This is a genomic window from Streptomyces sp. NPDC056061 (genome assembly GCF_042266885.1).
GTDB lineage: Bacteria > Actinomycetota > Actinomycetes > Streptomycetales > Streptomycetaceae > Streptomyces.
The window spans coordinates 40,216-58,805 of the sequence record NZ_JBHJWQ010000018.1 but is presented as its reverse complement, the minus strand read 5'-3'; the positions used below and the strand labels follow the sequence as shown (position 1 = coordinate 58,805).

Below are 18,590 nucleotides of genomic sequence, written 5' to 3'. Positions count from 1 at the left end.
TGTTCCGACGGAACCGGGGCCGCCGATGTGACAGGCGGAGCGGCCACGCCCGGGCGACGTTCCCCGGCCCGGCCCGGGGCTCAGCTCCAGGGCAGCGAGGCCCGGTGGCGCCAGTACGCCTCCGGTTCCTCCACCAGGGCGTCGAGCCGGGAGCGCCGTTCCTCGTCCAGGTCGACGACGGGCGCGTGCAGGTTCCCGGCGAGCTGGTCGACGGTCGCCGCGCCCGAGAGCACCACACCCGCCCATGGCTGGTGCAGGACGAAGCCCAGCGCGATCGCGTCGGCGCCCAGGCCCGCCTCGGCGGCGATCTCCCGGATCACCGCCGGGGCGTCCGTGCCCGCCAGCCGGCCGTTCGCCACGGCCTCCTTGATGATCACCGTGAGCCCGGCGTCGTGCGCCTCCGCGAGCGCCGCCCCGGCCGAGGTCTCCAGGGCGTTGTACGTGGCCTGGACGGTACGGAACAGCGACTCGCCGTCGACCGTGACGGCGAGGGCGGCCCGGATGGCGTCGGCCTGGCCGGGCCCGCTGGTGGAGAGGCCGACGGTGACGCCCTCCGCGGCGAGTTCGGCGAGCCGCGCGTGCAGTTCCTTGTCGGTGAGGGCGGGGCTGTCCGCGGTCACCGAGTGGATCTGGTAGAGGTCGAGCCGGTCGCCGAGCAGTGCGTCCGTCTCGGCGCGCTGGCGCAGATATGTGTCGAGTCCGTGGTCCTTGACCTCGTGGGCCTCGGCCTCGACGTTCCAGTCGGCGGTGTAGGTGTAGCCCCATTTGCTGCCCACGACGACGTCGTCCGCCTCCGGGTGCGCATGGAGCCAGTCGGCGAGGAATTCCTCCGAACGGCCGTAGGAGCGGGCCACGTCGACGTAGCGGACCCCCTGCGCGTAGGCGGCGTCCAGCAGCTCGTGGGTGCGCCCGCGCAGCGCCTCGACGCCGCGGTCGGCGGGCAGGTCGCGGTCGCGGTGAAGAGTGATGTATCCGGGTCTGCCGACCGCCGCCAGGCCGAGTCCGATGTGGGCGGTCGGCGTCGTGGCTGCGGCCAGCCTGGCGAACGGCATCGTGGGCTCCTCGTCGGTCGGATGCGCTCCCCCGTCGAGATCAACGTAACCCGGCCGCCCGGAAACCGGAGGGCGGGCAACGCACCCGCGCCGCCCGCCCCTGCCCGGCCTCGCCGTCCGGTGCGCCGGTCAGTTCTTCGCGGCCGTCCACGCCTCCTGGACCGCGAGGTCCGCCTTCACCTCGGCGAGCTGGACGGCCACCGCCGACGGGGCCGTGCCGCCGCGGCCGCTGCGGGACGCGAGTGCACCGGGCACGTTCAGGACCGTGCGGACCTCGGGGGTCAGGTGCTCGGAGATCTTGGCGAACTGCTCGTCGGTCAGCTGGTCGAGCTCGATGCCGTGCTGCTCGCACTCCTTGACGCACGCACCCGCGACCTCGTGCGCGACCCGGAACGGGACGCCCTGCTTGACCAGCCACTCGGCGACATCGGTGGCGAGCGAGAATCCGGCCGGCGCCAGCTCCTCCATGCGCTCGCGATGGACGGTCAGGGTGGCCATCATGCCGGTGAAGGCGGGCAGCAGGACCTCCAGCTGGTCGCAGGAGTCGAAGACCGGCTCCTTGTCCTCCTGGAGGTCCCGGTTGTAGGCGAGCGGGAGGGCCTTCAGCGTGGCCAGCAGGCCGGTCAGATTGCCGATCAGCCGGCCGGACTTGCCCCGGGCCAGCTCGGCGATGTCCGGGTTCTTCTTCTGCGGCATGATCGAGGAGCCGGTGGAGAAGGCGTCGTGCAGCGTCACGAAGGAGAACTCCTTCGTGTTCCAGATGATGACCTCCTCCGCGATCCGGGAGAGGTTCACCCCGATCATCGCGGTGATGAAGGCGAACTCGGCGACGAAATCGCGCGACGCGGTGCCGTCGATCGAGTTGCCGACCGAGCCGCGTCCGAAGCCCAGCTCCGCGGCGACCGCCTCCGGGTCCAGGCCGAGCGACGAACCGGCGAGGGCACCGGAACCGTACGGGGAGACCGCGGTCCGCTCGTCCCACTGGCGCAGCCGCTCGGCGTCCCGGGACAGGGCCTGCGCATGCGCCAGCACGTGGTGGGCGAAGAGCACCGGCTGGGCGTGCTGGAGGTGGGTGCGGCCGGGCATCGCGACGTCCGGGTGCGCCTCGGCGAGGCCGACCAGGGCGCCCTGGAGCTCGGCGATCAGGCCGCCGATGATCCGGGCGTGGTCGCGCAGGTACATCCGGAAGAGCGTGGCGATCTGGTCGTTGCGGGACCGTCCGGCCCGCAGCTTGCCGCCGAGGTCCGGGCCGAGCCGCTCCAGCAGGCCCCGCTCCAGCGCGGTGTGCACGTCCTCGTCGGCGACGGTACCGGTGAACGTACCGTCCGCGACGTCGGATTCCAGCCGGTCGAGCCCGGCGATCATGCGGTCCAGCTCGTCCCGGGTGAGCAGGCCCGCCTTGTTCAGCACGCGTGCGTGGGCACGGGAGCCGGCGATGTCGTACGGCGCGAGCCGCCAGTCGAAGTGGACGGAGGCGGACAGCTTGGCCAGCGCCTCGGCCGGACCGTCGGCGAAGCGGGCGCCCCAGAGGCGGACGTCGCTGGTGCCGTTGCCGTTGCTCACTGCGTGCTCCTCGGAAGAACAAGGGGTGGATGTGCGACCGCCTCCCCGCACGGAGGGCCGGGGAGGCGGTGACGTGACCACGGAGGGTCAGGCCAGGTCGGTATCAGGCTATGCCTGCAGATCGCGCTTCGCCGCGATCTTCGAGGACAGGCCGAAGATCTCGATGAAGCCCTGCGCCTTGGACTGGTCGAACGTGTCGCCCGAGTCGTAGGTGGCGAGGTTGAAGTCGTAGAGCGACTGCTCGGACCTGCGGCCGGTGACGACGGCGCGGCCCGCGTGCATGGTCATCCGGATGTCGCCGGTGACGTGCTGGTTGGCCTCCTCGATGAAGCCGTCCAGGGCGCGCTTGAGCGGCGAGAACCACAGGCCGTCGTAGACGAGCTCGCCCCAGCGCTGCTCGACCTGCCGCTTGTAGCGGGCCAGCTCGCGCTCGACGGTGACGTTCTCCAGCTCCTGGTGGGCGGTGATCAGCGCGATCGCGCCCGGGGCCTCGTACACCTCACGGGACTTGATGCCGACGAGCCGGTCCTCGACCATGTCGAGCCGACCGATGCCCTGGGCGCCGGCCCGCTGGTTGAGCTGCTGGATGGCCTGGAGGACGGTGACGGGCTTGCCGTCGATGGCCACCGGGACGCCCTCCTTGAAGGAGATGACGACCTCGTCGGCCTCCCGGGGGGCGGCCGGGTTCTCGGTGTACTCGTAGATGTCCTCGATCGGCGCGTTCCAGATGTCCTCCAGGAAGCCCGTCTCGACGGCGCGCCCGAAGACGTTCTGGTCGATGGAGTACGGGGACTTCTTGGTGGTCGCGATCGGGAGGTTCTTCTCCTCGCAGAAGGCGATCGCCTTGTCGCGGGTCATCGCGTAGTCGCGGACCGGGGCGATGCACTTCAGGTCCGGGCCGAGCGCGGAGATGCCGGCCTCGAAGCGGACCTGGTCGTTGCCCTTGCCGGTGCAGCCGTGGGCGACGATGCCGGCGCCGTGCTTCTCTGCCGCGGCGACCAGGTGCTTGACGATGGCCGGCCGGGAGAGGGCCGAGACCAGCGGATAGCGGTCCATGTAGAGGGCGTTGGCCTTGATCGCCGGGAGGCAGTATCCCTCGGCGAACTCGTCCTTGGCGTCCGCGACCTCGGCCTCGACGGCACCGCAGGCGAGCGCGCGCTTGCGGATCACGTCCAGGTCCTCGCCGCCCTGGCCGACGTCCACGGCGACGGCGATGACCTCGGCGCCCGTCTCCTCGGCGATCCAGCCGATGGCGACGGAGGTGTCCAGGCCGCCCGAGTAAGCGAGTACGACGCGCTCGGTCACGGGTTTCTCCTTAAGGTGCAATCACTGATGGGTATAACTATGCAGTGCTCCGTATGTTTTGTCAAAGGTGCTGGTGAGCGGCGTGCCGCGGAGGTTCGGACGACGTCCCGGCAGGTCGGGACCGGCCGGGACGCGACGCCCCCGGCCGACGGACCGTCCCACCGGTCGAAACGGCTTTCCCGTCGCGCGAGTTGGCGACGACAATGGCCGCCATGGGAAAGATCTACGAACGGATCGACGGACGACTCAGGACCTTCATCGAGGAACAGCACATCTTCTTCACCGCGACCGCGCCCCTGGACGGCGAAGGCACGGTCAACCTCTCCCCCAAGGGCGTCACCGGCTCCTTCGCCGTCGTCGACGAGCTGACCGTGGCGTATCTGGACTTCGCCGGCAGCAATGCGGAGACCGTGGCCCACCTCCGTGAGAACGGCCGCATCACCCTGATGTGGTGCGCCTTCCAGGGGCCCCCGAACATCGTGCGGGTGCACGGCCGCGGCGAGCCGGTCTTCCGCGACGATCCGCGGTTCGTCCCGCTGCTCGGCCACTTCCCCCACGTCGATCCCGGCCTGCACGGGCTGCGCGCGATCATCGTGGTGCGGGCCGAACGGATCCGGGACACCTGCGGCTACGCCGTCCCCTTCATGGCGTACGAGGAGGACCGGCCGCTGCACGCGCGGCGCTTCGCCCGCGAGGACGACGTGTCGCTCGACGCCTATTTCCACAAGAAGGAGCACATCGCGACGAGCATCGACGGGCTCCCCGGGCTGCCGCTCCCGTTGCCGGCCATGCCCGGCGCGGAACGGGACTGAGCCGTCCGGAGCCGGTCGGGGTGCCGCAGCGCGCCCCGAGGACCTGACGTCCGCGGCATGCGCAGATCACCGCTGAGCCGATCCCTGCCGGCCGGTACGGTCCTGCTCGCGTCGGCGGGCACGTTCGCCGCGCGGCCCGCCGCGGCGCCGCCGCTCCCCGCCCGGATGGCCGACACCGGCGGCGGCAGCCGGCTGATCACGGCCCGAACCCCGGCCGCGGGCTCCACCACCGGCACCGTCAGCTGGTGGAACCTGCGCCGGGGCGTCCGGGTGCGGGCCGGGTCGGCCCCGGCCCGCCGCCCGCACATCGCGATCGGGACCCGTTCGGGTCGGGCCGCCATCACCCGCTGCTGACGGCGGGCGCGCGGCGGCCCGGCCCGTTCAGCGCTCGTTCTGCGCCAGGCGCAGCAGATGGTCGGCGAGCGCCTGGCCGCCCGCCGGATCCCGGCTGATCAGCATCAGCGTGTCGTCGCCCGCGATGGTGCCGAGGATGTCGTGCAGTTCGGCCTGGTCGATGGCCGAGGCGAGGAACTGGGCCGCGCCCGGGGGCGTGCGCAGCACCACGAGGTTGGCCGACGCCTCCGCCGAGATGAGCAGTTCGGCGGAGAGGCGCCGCATCCGCTCCTCCTTCGCGGACCCGCCCAGCGGTGCCTGCGGGGTACGGAATCCGCCCTCGCTGGGCACCGCGTAGATCAGCTCGCCGCCGGTGTTGCGGATCTTCACCGCGCCCAGCTCGTCCAGGTCGCGGGAGAGCGTCGCCTGGGTGACGCTCAGCCCGTCGTCCGCGAGGAGCCTGGCCAGCTGGCTCTGCGAGCGCACCGGCTTGCGGTTCAGGATGTCCACGATCCGGCGGTGGCGCGCGGTGCGGGTCTGCGGCACGGAGGGCCCGCCGTGCTCGGTCTCCTGCGCCTCGGTCATCGTCGTCGCCTCATTCTCCGGATCGTCCGTCCCCGTTCGCCGTGTCGAGAGCACCGGGAAGTGCCCGGAGGAACGCGTCCACCTCGGCGTCACCGATGATCAGCGGCGGCATCAGCCGCAGGACGTCGGGCGCGGGCGCGTTCACCAGGATTCCGGCTCCCTGAGCCGCCTGTTGCGCCTGCTGGGCGAGGGGCTCGGTGAGCACGATACCCAGCAGCAGCCCGGAGCCGCGGACATGGGAGACCAGCGGGTGCCCGAGGGCCTCGACGCCCTCCCTGATCCGCTCGCCGAGCCGCTTCACCCGGTCCAGGGCGCCGTCGGCCGCCAGGGTGTCCAGGACGGCCAGACCGGCGGCACAGGCGACCGGGTTGCCGCCGAACGTCGTGCCGTGCTGGCCGGGCTCCAGCAGTTCGGCCGCCGGGCCGAACGCGACGGTGGCACCGATCGGCAGTCCGCCGCCGAGGCCCTTGGCGAGGGTGACGATGTCGGGCTCGATGTCCTGGTGGGCCTGGTGCTCGAACCAGTGGCCGCAGCGGCCGATGCCGGTCTGCACCTCGTCGAGGGCGAGGAGGGCGCCGGCGGCCCGGGTGATCTCCCGGGCCGCCTCCAGGTAGCCGGGCGGTGGCACGACCACACCGTTCTCGCCCTGGATCGGCTCGATGATCACCAGCGCGGTGTCGGTGGTCACGGCGGCCCGCAGCGCCTCGACGTCCCCGTACGGGACGTGGGTGACGTCCCCGGGCAGCGGCTCGAAGGGCTCGCGCTTCTTCGGCTGGCCGGTGAGCGCGAGCGCACCCATGGTCCGGCCGTGGAAGCCGCCCTCGGTGGCGACCATGTGGGTGCGTCCGGTGAGCCGGCCGATCTTGAAGGCGGCCTCGTTGGCCTCGGCCCCGGAATTGGCGAAGTAGACCTTGCCGTCACGGCCGAAGAGCTGGAGCAGCCGTTCGGCGAGGGCCACCGGCTGGGGCGCGACGAACAGGTTGGACACGTGGCCGAGCGAGGCGATCTGGGTGGAGACGGCGTCGACGACGGCGGGGTGGGCGTGGCCCAGCGCGTTCACCGCGATGCCGCCGACGAAGTCGAGGTACTCGGTACCGTCCGCGTCCCATACCCGGGCGCCCTCGCCGCGGACGAGGGAGAGCCGGGGTGTGCCGTAGTTGTTCATCAGGGCCCGGCTCCAACGCCGCGTCAGCTCCTGGTTGCTCATGACTCCCCTTCCGCGTCGGTCTGCGGGTCGGGCACGACCATCGTGCCGATGCCCTCATCGGTGAAGATCTCCAGCAGGATCGAGTGCTGGACCCGGCCGTCGATGACCCGGGCGGTCTCGACGCCGTTGCGCACGGCGTGCAGGCAGCCCTGCATCTTCGGCACCATGCCGCTGGACAGCTCGGGCAGCAGCTTCTCCAGTTCGCCGGCGGTGAGGCGGCTGATCACGTCGTCGCTGTTCGGCCAGTCCTCGTAGAGGCCCTCGACATCGGTGAGGACCATCAGCGTCTCGGCGCCGAGCGCGGCGGCGAGCGCGGCGGCCGCGGTGTCGGCGTTGACGTTGTAGACGTGGTGGTCGTCGGCGGAGCGTGCGATGGAGGAGACGACCGGGATGCGGCCGTCGTCCAGCAGTGCCTGGATCGCCCCGGTGTCGATGGCGGTGATCTCGCCGACCCGGCCGATGTCGACGGGTTCCCCGTCGATGACCGGCCGGTGCCGGACGGCGGTGATGGTGCGGGCGTCCTCGCCGGTGAGGCCCACGGCGAGCGGTCCGTGCCGGTTGAGCAGGCCGACGAGCTCGCGCTGGACCTGGCCGGCGAGCACCATCCGGACGACGTCCATCGCCTCGGGCGTGGTGACGCGCAGCCCCGCCTTGAACTCGCTGACCAGGCCCTGCTTGTCGAGCTGGGCGCTGATCTGGGGGCCGCCGCCGTGCACGACGACGGGCTTGAGGCCGGCCTGGCGCAGGAAGACGACGTCCTGGGCGAAGGCCGCCTTCAGTTCCTCGTCGACCATGGCGTTGCCGCCGAACTTGATGACGACGGTCTTGCCGTTGTGCCGGGTCAGCCAGGGCAGTGCCTCGACGAGGATCTGCGCCTTCGGGAGTGCGGTGTGTTTCCGCGCCGCGGTCATGAGCTGTACGCGCTGTTCTCGTGGACGTAGTCCGCGGTGAGGTCGTTGGCCCAGATGACGGCGGACTGGTCGCCGGAGGCCAGGTCGGCTGTGATCTTGACCTCCCGGTAGCGCATGTCGACGAGGTCGCGGTCCTCGCCGACGCTGCCGTCCTTGCAGACCCAGACGTCGTTGATGGCGACGTTCAGCCGGTCGGGCTCGAACGCGGCCTTCGTCGTGCCGATGGCGGAAAGGACTCGGCCCCAGTTGGGGTCCTCGCCGTGGATGGCGCACTTGAGGAGGTTGTTGCGGGCGATGGAGCGCCCGACCTCGACGGCGTCGTCCTCGGTCGCGGCGTTGATCACCTCGATCCGGATGTCCTTGGAGGCGCCCTCGGCGTCGCCGATGAGCTGCCGGGCCAGATCGGCGCAGACGGCGCGTACGGCCTCGGCGAACTCGCCCTGCTCCGGGGTGATTCCGCTGGCGCCGGAGGCCAGCAGCAGCACGGTGTCGTTGGTCGACATGCAGCCGTCGGAGTCGACCCGGTCGAAGGTGGTGCGGGTGGCGGCGCGCAGTGCGGAGTCGAGTCCGGCGGCGTCGACGTCGGCGTCGGTGGTGAGGACGACCAGCATGGTGGCGAGGCCCGGGGCGAGCATGCCCGCGCCCTTGGCCATGCCGCCCACGGTCCAGCCCTCGCCGCCCGCGACGGCGGTCTTGTGGACCGTGTCGGTGGTCTTGATCGCGATGGCGGCCTTCTCGCCGCCGTGCTCGCTCAGGGCTGCCGCGGCCAGCTCGATGCCGGGCAGCAGCTTGTCCATCGGGAGCAGGGTCCCGATCAGCCCGGTCGACGCGACGGCGATCTCGCCCACGTTGTGGCCGGAGAGGACCTCGGCGGCCTTCTCGGCGGTGGCGTGCGTGTCCTGGAAGCCCTTCGGCCCCGTGCAGGCGTTGGCACCACCGGAGTTGAGTACGACGGCGGTGACCTCGCCGCCCTTGAGCACCTGCTCCGACCAGAGGACGGGGGCGGCCTTGACGCGGTTGGAGGTGAAGACGCCCGCAGCGGCGCGACGCGGACCGTTGTTGACCACGAGGGCCAGGTCCGGGTTACCGCTCTCCTTGATTCCCGCGGCGATGCCCGCCGCGGAGAACCCTTGTGCTGCCGTGACACTCACGGTGCGACTCCGATCGTGGAAAGACCCGTGTCCTCGGGGAGTCCGAGGGCGATGTTCATGCTCTGCAGGGCACCTCCGGCGGTGCCCTTGGCGAGGTTGTCGATGGCGCTGATCACGATGATCCGGCCCGCCGCCTCGTCGTGGGCGACCTGGATCTGTACGGCGTTGGAACCGTGGACGGCGGCCGTGGCGGGCCACTGTCCCTCGGGGAGCAGGTCGACGAAGGGTTCGTCGGCGAACGCCTTCTCGTACACGGCGCGGACGGACTCGGCGCTCACCCCGGGCTTCGCCTTCGCGCTACAGGTGGCGAGGATGCCCCGGGGCATCGGTGCCAGGGTCGGCGTGAAGGACACCGTGACCGGTTCACCGGCCGCCGCGCTGAGGTTCTGGATCATCTCGGGGGTGTGCCGGTGGGCTCCGCCGACGCCGTACGGGGACATGTTGCCCATCACCTCGGAGCCGAGCAGATGCGGCTTGGCCGCCTTGCCCGCCCCCGAGGTGCCGGAGGCGGCGACGATCACGGCCTCGGGCTCGGCCAGCTGGGCCGCGTACGCCGGGAAGAGCGCGAGCGAGACGGCGGTCGGGTAGCAACCGGGCACCGCGATCCGCTTGGCCCCGGCCAGCGCCGCACGTCCGCCCGGCAGTTCGGGAAGGCCGTACGGCCAGGTCCCGGCGTGCGGCGAGCCGTAGAACTTCTCCCAGTCGGCGGCGTCCTTCAGCCGGAAGTCGGCACCCATGTCGACGACGAGCACCTCGTCACCGAGCTTTTCGGCGACGGCGGCGGACTGCCCGTGCGGCAGGGCGAGGAAGACGACGTCGTGCCCGGCGAGCACCTCGGGCGTGGTGGGCTCCAGTATCCGGTCCGCGAGCGGCCGCAGATGCGGCTGCAGCGAACCGAGGCGCCGGCCCGCGTTGGAGTTCGCGGTGAGGACCCCGATCTCGACCCGGGGGTGGACCAGCAGGAGGCGGAGCAGCTCCCCGCCGGCGTATCCGCTCGCCCCTGCCACCGCTGCACGCACCACCATGAAACCCTCCATCGCCGATGGCATGACTATACGCAACCGTGCACTTTTATGCAACGATCCCCGCGTCACCGGTGGTGAGGCGGTTGTGACTTCGACTCCTGGTCGGCGGATGAGCGTTCTGGTCGGCGGATCTCGGTCTCGCAACGCTGCGTTGTTGTGCCGAGCCGCGATAGTTGGCACCCGACCACGCCGGCCGGCATCGCCCTCGCTCATCCATGCCAAGATTCCAGGATGGATATGACCGACGTCACGCGTGCGATCGCGGCTGCGACTTCGGTCGCCGCATCGCTCGACCTGCCGGCCGACGATGCAATCGTTCTCCACAACTCGAACAAGCTGGCACTGCGGCTGACGCCATGCGACGTCTTTGCCCGGGTCGCCCCTGTGGGACAGGAGGTCGCACAGTTCGAAGTCGATCTCGCTCAGCGGCTCACCGAGGCCGGATGCCCGGTGTGTCCCTTGGAGCCTCGGGCGGACCCGCGTGTGTACACGCGCGATGGCTTCGCAGTGACGCTGTGGACCTACCACGAGCCCGTGACACCTCGCACCTCACCAGTCGACTACGCCAAGGCGCTGGAGCAGCTGCACGCCGGCATGCGCGAGGTCGATGTGCCGAGCCCGAGGTTCACGGACCGGATCACGGAGGCGGAAGAAGTTGTCGCCGACCCGGATCGCTCGCCGGAGCTCGCCGACGCGGACCGCGTGTTCCTCGGCGGCAGGCTGGCAAGCCTGCGACGAGCGATCGACGGCCGCGGCGCCGTGGAGCAGCTGCTCCACGGCGAGCCGCATCCGGGCAATGTGCTCAGCACGAGGAACGGCCCGTTGTTCATCGACCTCGAGACCTGCTGCCGTGGACCTGTCGAGTTCGATCTCGCCCATGTTCCCGAGGCGGTCTGCGAGCACTACCCGAACGTTGACCACGGGCTGCTGGACGACTGTCGGCAGCTCGTCGTCGCGATGGTCGCCGCGTGGCGCTGGGAGCTCGGCGACCAGTTTCCGAATGGGAGGCGGTTCGGAGAGGAATTCCTGCGCTTGCTGCGCGAGGGTCCTCCGTGGCCGACACTCGACACGGTGACCAGGCGACTTGACGGTCTGTAGAAATCGCCGGAGGTCACGTGAAAGCGGCAAGGAACCCAGCGACGAGACCGTCGCCGTTGCCACCCCACTCGCGCCGACCACAGCAGTGTGAGCGAACGCTGGGCGGGTCCGGGCCGAGCGCGGCAGCATGAGGCTCTCGTGGGCACGGATGGCGTCGTCGACGCCGGACTCGGTGACGAGGGCGCGGGCGAGATCGGTGCCGTCGAGCATGGCGAGGTCGGCCCCGAGCCCGACAGGGGCATCGGGCGCACGGCGTCACCGAGCAGGGTGATGCCGGGGAGGCATTCCCAGGTGTGCGGGGCGGGCAGCACGAACACGGGCCGGTCGACGAACCCGCCGTCGTGGTGCCGCAGGAGGTGGAGCAGGTTCTCGTCCCAGCCGTCGGACATCTTCAGCAGGTGTGTGCGCCCGGCCGCCGTGTCGTCGAGTTCCACGCCTGCGGCCGCCTGCCAGTTCCGCGGGGCGCGGAAGGCGGTGTGGACGCGGATGTGCGCGTCGCTGTTGCGTTGGGCGAGCAGGGCCTTGCTGCCGGCCGTCGCCAACAGGATGCCGTTGCCGACCATGCCTGCGAGGGCGGGACGGCGGGTGTCGCAGTCGTCGATGCCGGTCTCGACGGAGGTGACACCGGTGCGGGCGGGGGCGGCGTCCGACAGGGCCGGCCGGCTTCCCCCGGCCGACCGGGGCGCCCGGTCGCACCGTCGCGGCCGAGCGCTCCACCGGCGAGCGAGCCCCCGACGCGGCGGGACGGGTCCCGGTCGGTGCCCGCGCATCGCCCTCATGCGCCCCGCCCCGCCTCCCGGCCGGCATCGGGCGTCCGGACGGCCGGGGCCCCGCCGTCGGGACGGCTCACGAAGTCCGCTCGTCCTCGACGAACGCCGCCACCAGGGCGCGGGCCGTGTTGTGGTCGGAGTCGATGTCGTGAATGGCGGCACCTTCGAACATGGCGACCTCGGCGCTGCGGGTGAACATGTCCCGCTCGTACTCGGTGAGCGCGGCCTCGGCGTCGTCGGGGTGCGCGGCGAGGGCCTTGCCGAGTTCGGCACCGTCGAGCATGGCCAGGTTGGCGCCCTCGCCGTTCGGGGCCGCGAGGTGGGCGGCGTCGCCGAGCAGGGTCACGCCCGGCACCCGGTCCCATCGGTGCCCGGCCGGCAGCGCGTGGTGCGGGCGCAGGACCGGCGCGGTGTCGCCGTCGGTGATCAGCGCGGTGAGTTCCGGCGCCCAGCCGTCGAATTCCCGCGCGATCCGCGCGGTGGCCGCGGCGGCATCGGTGAAGTCGATGTCGTCGAACCAGTCCTGCGGCCTGGACAGCGCCACATAGGTGTGCAGGGTGTCGCCGTTCTCCCGGTGGGCGAAGATCTCACGGCCCGGCGCGGGCGCCATCAGCATCCCGCCGCCGACCGCCTTCGCGGCGGCGGGATGCCGGGTGTCGGCTTCGAACAGGTAGGTCTCGACGAACGACGTGCCGACGTATTCGGGCACGGCGTCGGAGAGCAGCGGCCGCACCCGTGACCAGGCGCCGTCCGCGCCGACCAGCAGGCCGGTGACGACGGTGCCGCCGTCGGTGAAGGTCACCTCGTGACGGCCCCCGCCGAGGGAACGGATGCTGTCGGCCTTGTGGCCCCATCGGACGGTGCCGGACGGGAGCGAGTCGAGCAGGATGCGGCGCAGTTCTCCGCGCTGCGCCTCGGGGCGTCCGCCCGTGCCGTCGTCGGCCTTGTCGAACAGGACGGTCCCGTCCCGGTCGAGGACCCGCATCGCCTGGCGGCCCTCCAGGACGATGGCGTGGAACTCGTCCATCAGACCGGCCGCCCGTAAGGCGAGTTGACCGTTGTAGTCGTGGATGTCGAGCATTCCGCCCTGCGCACGCGCCGTCGGGGAGGGCTCGGCCTCGTGGACCACGACCGGGATGCCGTGGATGTGCAGGACGCGGGCCAGCGTGAGTCCGCCGAGTCCGGCGCCGATGACCGTGACGGGGGTGTGCATGGTGGCTCCTCGGGATCGGGGCCGCCCGGTGAACTCCGGCCGGCCGTCTCCGGAAAGGTCCCAGGCCCCGTCGACGAGCCGCCGACATCGGACCGACAGCCCCGGCACACGGCCGACACCGCGTAACGGTTCCGGCGCCTCGGCACCCGGGGACCGCCGACGGCGACGAGGCCCCCGGCCGGAGAGGACGGCTCGGCACCCGGGAACCGTCCGGTCGCCGACGACGACTGAACTGCCTCCCCGGCCACCGGGAAACACCGCGGCCCCCGACCTGCGCCGGTAAATCGATCTTGCCTCCGGCGCCCTCGTGCCGGAGTGTGTGGGCATGCAGAAATCTCCGACCTTCGTCTTCGTCCACGGGGCCTTCGCGAACTCGTTCTCCTTCGCGCCGCTGCAGGCCGAACTCGCCCTGCTCGGGTACCGCTCGGCCGCCGTCGACCTGCCAGGACACGGATTCGGGGCGACGTTCCCCGCGGCCTACCAGGCCCCGCAGGACCTCCCCGCGCTCGCCACGGAACCGGGGAACATCAAGGGGGTCACCCTCGCCGACAACACGGCCCATCTGATCGGCGTCCTCGAACGCGCGAAGCGGACCGGGCCGGTCGTCCTCGTCGGTCACAGCAGGGGCGGCATCACGATCACCGCCGCCGGCAACGCCAGGCCGGACCTGATCGACCGGATCTGCTACGTCGCCGCCTGGTGCCCCGTCGATCTCGATGTCGCGGGCTATTACGCGGAGCCGGAGATGGCGGACGTCGACCCCGGTTCCCTCGCACTTGCACTTGCCGGCAACCCGGCCGATCTCGGCCTGCTCCGGACGAACTTCCGGACGGCCGATCCGGCGGCACTCGCCGCATTCAGGCACGCCTTCGCCGCCGATCTCGACGACGACGAGTTCCGGGTCTTCCTGAACACCTTCCAGCCCGACGAGAGCCTCGACGCCGGCACATCCGACGACCGGGCGCAGGCCGCGAGCTGGGGCCGGATCCCCCGGACCTTCGTCCGTCTGGCCGACGACGCCAGCATCCCACCCGCCATGCAGGACCGCCTGATTCGCGAAGCCGACGCGCTCACGCCCGACAACCCCTCCGATGTCAGGACTCTCGCGGGCAGTCATCTGCGCTGGCTCGTCCACCCGGAGCCCGCCGCCGAGATGTTCGCGGAACTCGCCGCGCTCTGACGGTCGGACCGGTGGCGCCGGAGGGCGGCGACGGGCCTCGGCCGGGGGCGCCCCCACCGGCCGGGCCGTGCCGCCGCGGTCAGGCCGGTGACGTCTCCCGCCCCGCGCCCGCGCCCGGCACGGTCACCGGCACCGGAAGGTCCGCCCCGGTTCCCGGGCGGACCTTCCACAGCACGATGGTCGACAGGGTGAACAGCAGCAGGTTGCCGATGCTCAGCTGCGCCCCCTGGAGCGCGGTCCCCGGCATCAGCATCGCGACGAGGCCACCCACGGGAAGACAGATCAACGGGTTCACGAACCACGCCCATCGCGGGAGGGCCGCACCTCCCCGGAGCACGCACACGGCCATCCAGACGGAACCCAGCACCCAGCAGACCATCAGCGCCGCGTAGGCGGTGAACAGCACGTCCGCCATGTCGCCCGGCAGGGCGGCAAGGGCGGCGGAGCGGTCCCCCGAGGCGTCGATCGCTCTGGCCGCGAGCCCCCAGTAGAAGAACGAACCATGGACGAAGGGAGCAATGGCGAAGCCCGAGGTCAGCAGCCAGAACGGCGGCAGCGCGAGCAGCCTGCCCGCCGGCCGGAGACCCTGGTACAGGTGCCGGCACGCGACGAGGTAGAGCGGACCGGTCAGCACGCCGAGCAGCGCTCCCCACGCCAGCCGCGCCGTGGACGCCGGAAGCATCGCCGCCAGCGAAACGGCGGACATGCCGTCGTAGTCACCCAGAACAGGATGCAGGTCGGCCGACACCACCGGCTTGCCCAACAGCAGAATGTCGCCCGCGAGCCAGGCGATCGACGCCAGGATCCCCGCGATCCCGGCGAGCCCCACTCGCCCGCCCGCCGTGCCATCCGTCACTGTGCCGACCTCCCCAATCATGATCACAGTTAGGTGAGGCTAACCTTATAAACGATGCTCCGAGGTGCGGACCGGCACCCGTCGCGCGAGGTTCACCCGGACGCACCCTCCAGTAGCACCGGGGAACAGCGAGGAGGCCCGACACCGGCAACCGGGCGGACCGGAGCCCGGATCCCCGCGGGAATCCCCGGGCCACCCCGGCCCTCGAATCCCCGCAGAACACCCCGGACCGGCCCGGACGCACGGCTCCACGCACCCGCCCGCCCGTCGGCCCCGGAGGCGTCGATGTCAGGATGGTTCCATGACGAGCAAGGTCTACTTCGACATCACCATCAACGACGAGCCCGCCGGGCGGATCACGTTCAAGCTGTTCGACGACGTCGTTCCCAAGACGGCGGAGAACTTCCGCGCGCTGGCGACCGGCGAGAAGGGCTTCGGCTACAAGGGTTCGTCCTTCCACCGGATCATCCCCGCCTTCATGCTGCAGGGCGGCGACTTCACCCGCGGCAACGGCACGGGCGGGCAGAGCATCTACGGCGCGAAGTTCCCCGACGAGAACTTCAACCTCGCGCACTCCAAGCCCGGCCTGCTTTCCATGGCCAACAGCGGCCCCGACTCCAACGGCTCCCAGTTCTTCATCACGACCGTCGTGACGTCGTGGCTGGACGGCAAGCACGTGGTGTTCGGCGAGGTCGACAACGAGGAGAGCATGGCCCTGGTCAAGAAGATCGAGGCCCTCGGCTCGCAGAGCGGCGCCCCCAAGGCGAAGATCACCATCGCGGACAGCGGCACCCTCTGACCCACCCCCGACGAACGAGCGCGCCGTCCGGCAAAGACCTGCCGAGCGGCGCGCTCCGCCGTTCCCGGAGACATGCACCAGGGTGTCAACCCAAGGTTGACACCCTTCGCCTGTCAACCTAAGGTTGACGCATGGCGAATCACGTACCCATGACCCATCCCGTGCGCCTCGACGACCTGATCGAGGCCATCAAGAAGGTTCACACCGACGCTCTCGACCAGCTCTCCGACGCGGTCATCGCCGCGGACCACCTCGGCGACGTGGCCGACCATCTGATCGGCCACTTCGTGGACCAGGCCCGGCGATCGGGCGCTTCCTGGACCGACATCGGCAAGAGCATGGGGGTGACCAGGCAGGCGGCCCAGAAGCGCTTCGTCGCCAAGGACCCCGGGGAGCCGTCGGATCTCGACCCCAGCCAGGGATTCGGCCGCTTCACCCCGCGGGCCAAGAACGTCGTGATGGCCGCGCAGAACGAGGCCCGGGCGGCCGGCAACGACGAAATCCGCACGGAGCACCTCGTACTGGGACTGCTCAGCGAGCCGGAAGGGCTGGGTGCCGCGTTCATCAAGGCCCAGGACGTCACCCTGGAAGCGGTCCGCCGGGCCGCGACCGAGGCGCTCCCGGCCGCGGCGGACCAAGTGCCGGACCTGATCCCGTACGACGCCGGATCCCGCAAGGCGCTGGAACTGACGTTTCGGGAGGCCCTGCGAATGGGGCACAACTTCATCGGCACCGAGCACATCCTGCTCGCCCTGCTGGAGCAGGAGGACGGTTCCGGCGTGTTGTCGGGCCTCGGCATCGACAAGGCGAGCGCCGAAACGGCCATCGCCGAGGCCCTCGCGGTCCTGACCGCCTCCCCGGACAAGAAGGAGGGCTGACTACCCGGGGAGCACCGGGGGCGGTTCGGTTCCGGACGGCCGACACCGCCCCCGGTATCTCCTCCGCCGCCCGCCGGTCCGCGCGCGGCCGGGTCGTCCAGGGGCTCGGAGGGCGTGGCCGCGCGGGAACCGCTGCCATTCAGTGGGCCCCCGCCTCCAGTCTCAGGCTCCAGCGGCCGGGGGCGCCGTCGAGTGTGACCGTGGACAGCGGAAGGACGTCGACGTTCCAGTACGCCGACGGCGGGGCCTTGAGGGCGTAGACGACAGCGGCCCGGACGACCGCGGGTTCGGCGACCGCGACGATGGCCCCGTCGCACGCGGGCCGGGTGTCCAGCCAGCACCCGATCCGCGAGATGAAGGCGAGCAGCGGCTCGCCGCCGTGCGGGGCCGAGCGCGGGTCGGCGAGCCAGGCGTCGACGGCCACGGGTTCGCAGGCCGCGACATCGGCCAGGGTGCAGCCGCGCCAGCGGCCCATGTCGCAGTCGCGCAGCGCGGGCTGGACGAGCGGTGCGTAGCCGAGTGCCCGACCGGTGGCACGGCTGCGAGTACGGGCGGCCGGGGGCTACGGCGACGCCCGCGCGCAGGGCCGCCGCGACCACGGCCGACTCCTCCGTTCCCGTGCCCGTGCCGGTGTCGGGCAGGCGCAGCCACAGGCTGTTGCCGCCCGTCGGTACGTGCGGGAGTGCGAGGGCGGGCAGCTCCCGCCGCAGGGCTGCCGTCATGGTGTCGCGCCTGTTCCTCAACTCGGCCGGGACGGAACGCAGATGGCGGCCCCAGGACGGTGAGCCGACCGGTTCGAGCGCCGCTTCCTGGAGCGGCCGGGGCACGAAGAAGCTGTCGACGACCTGGATGGCCCGCAGCCTGCCGAACACCGGGCCGCGGGCGGCGAGTGCGCCCACGCGCAGGCTCGGCGAGGCGGCGGAGGCCGGGGCCTCGAACCGCGGCGGCGTACCGCCGGCCGGGCTCGGCGTCGTCGCGTTCCCACTGACCTTCCCGTCGACCGTCTGGGGCCTGGAGAGCTTCGGCCCCTGGTCGCTCGTCGCGTTGCGCACCCTGCTCGCCGCGTCGATCGCGGGCGCGGCCCTGCTCGCCGGACGCGTCCCGCTGCCGGACCGCCGGCACCGGCCCGGACTCGCCGTCGTCGCCGCGGGCGTGGTGATCGGCTTCCCGATGCTCACCACACTGGCGCTCCGGACCTCGACGACCTCGCACGCGGCCGTGGTGGTGGGGCTCCTCCCCCTGACGACCGCGGTGTTCTCCTCCGTCAGGACGGGGCCCGGCCACCCCGCGCCTTCTGGTTCGCGGCGCTCGCCGGGGCCGGCGTGGTGATCGCGTTCACCGTGCAGCAGAGCGGTGGTGCGCTGTCCGGCGGTGATCTGTACCTGTTCGGCGCGCTGCTGGTCTGCGCGGCCGGTTACACCGAGGGGGGCCGACTTGCCGTAATCATGCCGGGCCGGCAGGTGACCGGCCGGGCACTCGTCCTCTCGCTGCCGCTCGCGCTCGCCGGGGCGGCGATCGCCCCGTCCGCGGAGCCGGTGCGGCCGACCGCCCACGGGGTGATCGGCCTGGTCCGGGTCGCTGCCGGGTCCACCTTCCTCGGCCTGTACGTCTGGTACCGGGGGATGGCGGAGATCGGTGTGCCGAGGGCCGGCCAGCTCCAGCTCGCACAGCCGCTGCTGACCCTGGTGCGGTCCGTACTGCCTGCTCGGTGAACAGGTACCGGCCGCGGCTCCGGTGGCGGCGGTCGCGGTGCTCGCCTGCATCGCGGTCACCCAGCGGGCGGGACGCCCCCGGCGCCCGGCGTGAGCGTTCCGTCCACCGCGTACGGCAGGCGCGCCCCCGGCGCCCGGCG

15 protein-coding genes and 4 pseudogenes are annotated in these 18,590 nt (G+C 71.7%); 7 read left to right on the top strand and 12 right to left on the bottom strand.

Features of this window, described 5'->3' with window-relative positions; all coding sequences use genetic code 11:
• Nucleotides 1-80 precede the first annotated feature (80 nt).
• The 3 genes from ACFC79_RS24100 to ACFC79_RS24090 all read right to left on the bottom strand — a co-directional run bounded on the left by ACFC79_RS24100 (nt 81) and on the right by ACFC79_RS24090 (nt 3,920).
• Nucleotides 81-1,052: an aldo/keto reductase gene (locus ACFC79_RS24100; RefSeq protein WP_376243398.1), complete on the bottom strand. Its 972-nt coding sequence runs from the start codon at nt 1,050-1,052 to the stop codon at nt 81-83.
• A gap of 129 nt (nt 1,053-1,181) precedes the next feature.
• Nucleotides 1,182-2,615 (bottom strand): argininosuccinate lyase, encoded by a 1,434-nt coding sequence (argH, locus tag ACFC79_RS24095; protein WP_376243395.1) that lies wholly within the window; start codon nt 2,613-2,615, stop codon nt 1,182-1,184.
• 108 nt (nt 2,616-2,723) lie between these two features.
• Nucleotides 2,724-3,920, bottom strand: coding sequence for an argininosuccinate synthase (locus tag ACFC79_RS24090; protein WP_376243393.1), 1,197 nt, complete (start codon nt 3,918-3,920; stop codon nt 2,724-2,726).
• 212 nt (nt 3,921-4,132) lie between these two features.
• Here ACFC79_RS24090 and ACFC79_RS24085 point away from each other — a divergent pair, with 212 nt between their 5' ends.
• Both ACFC79_RS24085 and ACFC79_RS24080 read left to right on the top strand, forming a co-directional pair.
• Entirely contained in the window at nt 4,133-4,732 is a 600-nt protein-coding gene (locus ACFC79_RS24085; protein WP_376243390.1) for a pyridoxamine 5'-phosphate oxidase family protein, read from the top strand.
• A 57-nt stretch (nt 4,733-4,789) separates the two neighbouring features.
• Nucleotides 4,790-5,029, top strand: a pseudogene (locus ACFC79_RS24080) (hypothetical protein); the annotation flags it as partial.
• Between the two features lie 84 nt (nt 5,030-5,113).
• On the opposite strand, the gene ACFC79_RS24075 reads toward ACFC79_RS24080, so the two are convergent.
• The 5 genes from ACFC79_RS24075 to argC are packed head-to-tail and all read right to left on the bottom strand — an operon-like array spanning nt 5,114 to nt 9,944.
• Nucleotides 5,114-5,650, bottom strand: coding sequence for an arginine repressor (locus tag ACFC79_RS24075; protein ID WP_376243387.1), 537 nt, complete (start codon nt 5,648-5,650; stop codon nt 5,114-5,116).
• Nucleotides 5,651-5,660: 10 nt separating this feature from the next.
• Nucleotides 5,661-6,857 (bottom strand): acetylornithine transaminase, encoded by a 1,197-nt coding sequence (locus ACFC79_RS24070; RefSeq protein ID WP_376243384.1) that lies wholly within the window; start codon nt 6,855-6,857, stop codon nt 5,661-5,663.
• Nucleotides 6,854-7,768, bottom strand: coding sequence for an acetylglutamate kinase (gene argB / locus ACFC79_RS24065; RefSeq protein ID WP_376243381.1), 915 nt, complete (start codon nt 7,766-7,768; stop codon nt 6,854-6,856). The genes ACFC79_RS24070 and argB overlap by 4 nt, the downstream gene beginning before the upstream one ends.
• On the bottom strand, nt 7,765-8,919 hold the full coding sequence (gene argJ, locus ACFC79_RS24060; RefSeq protein ID WP_376243378.1) for a bifunctional glutamate N-acetyltransferase/amino-acid acetyltransferase ArgJ: 1,155 nt from the start codon (nt 8,917-8,919) through the stop codon (nt 7,765-7,767). The genes argB and argJ overlap by 4 nt, the downstream gene beginning before the upstream one ends.
• Entirely contained in the window at nt 8,916-9,944 is a 1,029-nt protein-coding gene (argC, locus tag ACFC79_RS24055) for an N-acetyl-gamma-glutamyl-phosphate reductase (protein WP_376243375.1), read from the bottom strand. Before argC ends, argJ begins: the two co-directional genes overlap by 4 nt.
• A gap of 231 nt (nt 9,945-10,175) precedes the next feature.
• On the opposite strand from argC, the gene ACFC79_RS24050 reads away from it, so the two are divergent.
• Nucleotides 10,176-11,042, top strand: a complete 867-nt coding sequence (locus ACFC79_RS24050) for a phosphotransferase (protein ID WP_376243372.1) — start codon at nt 10,176-10,178, stop codon at nt 11,040-11,042.
• Between the two features lie 846 nt (nt 11,043-11,888).
• On the opposite strand, the gene ACFC79_RS24045 is transcribed toward ACFC79_RS24050, so the two are convergent.
• Nucleotides 11,889-13,025: an FAD-dependent oxidoreductase gene (locus ACFC79_RS24045; RefSeq protein WP_376243369.1), complete on the bottom strand. Its 1,137-nt coding sequence runs from the start codon at nt 13,023-13,025 to the stop codon at nt 11,889-11,891.
• 325 nt (nt 13,026-13,350) lie between these two features.
• Between ACFC79_RS24045 and ACFC79_RS24040 the strand changes: the two genes are divergently transcribed.
• A complete protein-coding gene (locus tag ACFC79_RS24040; RefSeq protein WP_376243366.1) occupies nt 13,351-14,205 on the top strand; it encodes an alpha/beta fold hydrolase in 855 nt (284 codons plus the stop codon).
• 79 nt (nt 14,206-14,284) lie between these two features.
• Here ACFC79_RS24040 and ACFC79_RS24035 read toward each other — a convergent pair whose 3' ends face one another.
• Complete coding sequence (locus ACFC79_RS24035) at nt 14,285-15,061, bottom strand: DUF6796 family protein (RefSeq protein ID WP_376243363.1); 777 nt, start codon at nt 15,059-15,061, stop codon at nt 14,285-14,287.
• Between the two features lie 301 nt (nt 15,062-15,362).
• On the opposite strand from ACFC79_RS24035, the gene ACFC79_RS24030 reads away from it, so the two are divergent.
• Nucleotides 15,363-15,860 carry a peptidylprolyl isomerase gene (locus tag ACFC79_RS24030; protein WP_376243361.1) on the top strand — a complete coding sequence of 166 codons (498 nt, stop codon included), beginning with the start codon at nt 15,363-15,365 and terminating at the stop codon, nt 15,858-15,860.
• Nucleotides 15,861-15,991: 131 nt separating this feature from the next.
• Nucleotides 15,992-16,738 (top strand): Clp protease N-terminal domain-containing protein, encoded by a 747-nt coding sequence (locus ACFC79_RS24025; RefSeq protein WP_376243358.1) that lies wholly within the window; start codon nt 15,992-15,994, stop codon nt 16,736-16,738.
• 139 nt (nt 16,739-16,877) lie between these two features.
• Here the strand turns inward: ACFC79_RS24025 and ACFC79_RS24020 are convergent.
• Both ACFC79_RS24020 and ACFC79_RS24015 read right to left on the bottom strand, forming a co-directional pair.
• Nucleotides 16,878-17,282 (bottom strand): annotated as a pseudogene (locus tag ACFC79_RS24020) (histidine phosphatase family protein); the annotation flags it as partial.
• Nucleotides 17,258-17,655: pseudogene (locus ACFC79_RS24015) on the bottom strand (PLP-dependent aminotransferase family protein); the annotation flags it as partial. The pseudogenes ACFC79_RS24020 and ACFC79_RS24015, both read right to left, overlap by 25 nt.
• Between ACFC79_RS24015 and ACFC79_RS24010 the strand changes: the two are divergent.
• Nucleotides 17,588-18,544: pseudogene (locus tag ACFC79_RS24010) on the top strand (DMT family transporter). The pseudogenes ACFC79_RS24015 and ACFC79_RS24010 overlap by 68 nt on opposite strands.
• Nucleotides 18,545-18,590: the final 46 nt, after the last annotated feature.